This window comes from Aquimarina megaterium XH134 (assembly GCF_000520975.1).
Taxonomy (GTDB): domain Bacteria; phylum Bacteroidota; class Bacteroidia; order Flavobacteriales; family Flavobacteriaceae; genus Aquimarina; species Aquimarina megaterium.
In genome coordinates this window covers 1-1086 of record NZ_JACB01000122.1, presented here as the reverse complement: position 1 = coordinate 1086, position 1086 = coordinate 1, and the positions used below count along the sequence as shown (strand labels likewise).

The following is a 1086-nucleotide window of genomic DNA, read 5'->3' as shown; positions in this document are numbered from 1 at the left end:
ATTTTGTTTTTTCATAAAAAATTAAGGTTTTTAGAAATACAGTAAATATTGCTCTTAAGAATTATAGAAAAACTTAAAAATGGCTATATAAAGTCTGTGCTAATAGAAGCACTTGATAATATTTTGAAATTATCATTATGCGACTTTAAGATCATAACCATATCGATTATGTTATCCTTAAAATCCGGGCCTTCGACTTTTTTAGTTTTTTGAGAAAGTCTTACAACGCTTACATTTTTATCTTCCTGTAATATTTTGATATCTTCAAAATTTGCCTCTAGCGTATAACTAGACAAGACTGTTCTTAGTTGTTCTTTACCTGCATTAAACAAAACGTTATCTGGATGATGAAGATCAAATATTGTATCCAGATTTCTTTCTTTATAGGCAGAAGACAAGCTTTCAAAAAAGGCATTAAGATTGGTATTCATTATACATTTTTTATGAGTTATTAAATAATCAGGGTAATTTTTATAATTACCCTGATTAGCATCTAATTATTCTGAATTAACATTTGCTTGCAGCAATAAATCCGCCTGCGATAGCTCCAAACAAACCTCCAACAACTGCTCCTACTATACTTCCTGCAGGAGTAGCCGATGTTCCTATTGCACCTCCAATACCTGCACCAGTTCTAGCTCCTCCTAGAGCGCCCGCCAAAATACCTCCGGCAGTTTGTCCACTACAACCACCATTTACAGAATTCAATTCACTATTTGTTAAATTTCTCATTGTGTTATTTTTTAATGATTTATATAATTAATTTGATTTTAAGAAAAAGCAAGCATCCCAGCCAAAGCTCCTATACCAAAGCCTAAAGCTGCTCCTACTGCTGCTCCTGCTGGCCCGGCCAATGATCCAATTTTGGCTCCTGCTCCTGCTCCTGCCAAACCTCCTCCAATTGCTCCACCTATTACTCCAGCATGATTAGTACCATCTCCTGCCGAAACATAAGCCACTTCGTTTACTGTTAAATCTCTCATTTTTGTATTTTTAAATTGTTAAACATAAATTTCTATCAAAGCGCTTTGATGCTAGCAAACATAGAGGAACAAGAAGGTTTTTTGCAACAGGTTATATTGGGTA

At 34.5% G+C, this 1086-nt stretch carries 3 protein-coding genes; all 3 read right to left on the bottom strand.

Annotated elements, in window-relative coordinates; all coding sequences use genetic code 11:
- Window positions 1–83 precede the first annotated feature (83 nt).
- The 3 genes from Z053_RS0127365 to Z053_RS0127355 all read right to left on the bottom strand — a co-directional run bounded on the left by Z053_RS0127365 (window position 84) and on the right by Z053_RS0127355 (window position 983).
- Complete coding sequence (locus tag Z053_RS0127365; RefSeq protein ID WP_025668154.1) at window positions 84–431, bottom strand: hypothetical protein; 348 nt, start codon at window positions 429–431, stop codon at window positions 84–86.
- A 76-nt stretch (window positions 432–507) separates the two neighbouring features.
- Window positions 508–732, bottom strand: coding sequence for a Blp family class II bacteriocin (locus Z053_RS0127360; protein ID WP_025668153.1), 225 nt, complete (start codon window positions 730–732; stop codon window positions 508–510).
- 38 nt (window positions 733–770) lie between these two features.
- Complete coding sequence (locus tag Z053_RS0127355; protein WP_025668151.1) at window positions 771–983, bottom strand: hypothetical protein; 213 nt, start codon at window positions 981–983, stop codon at window positions 771–773.
- Window positions 984–1086 lie beyond the last annotated feature (103 nt).

What these genes read in the sequence shown, in the direction of transcription:
- Z053_RS0127365 (WP_025668154.1), bottom strand. Translation starts at nt 431, where the DNA reads ATGAATACCAATCTTAATGCCTTTTTTGAAAGCTTGTCTTCTGCCTAT.
- Z053_RS0127360 (WP_025668153.1), bottom strand. Translation starts at nt 732, where the DNA reads ATGAGAAATTTAACAAATAGTGAATTGAATTCTGTAAATGGTGGTTGT.
- Z053_RS0127355 (WP_025668151.1), bottom strand. Translation starts at nt 983, where the DNA reads ATGAGAGATTTAACAGTAAACGAAGTGGCTTATGTTTCGGCAGGAGAT.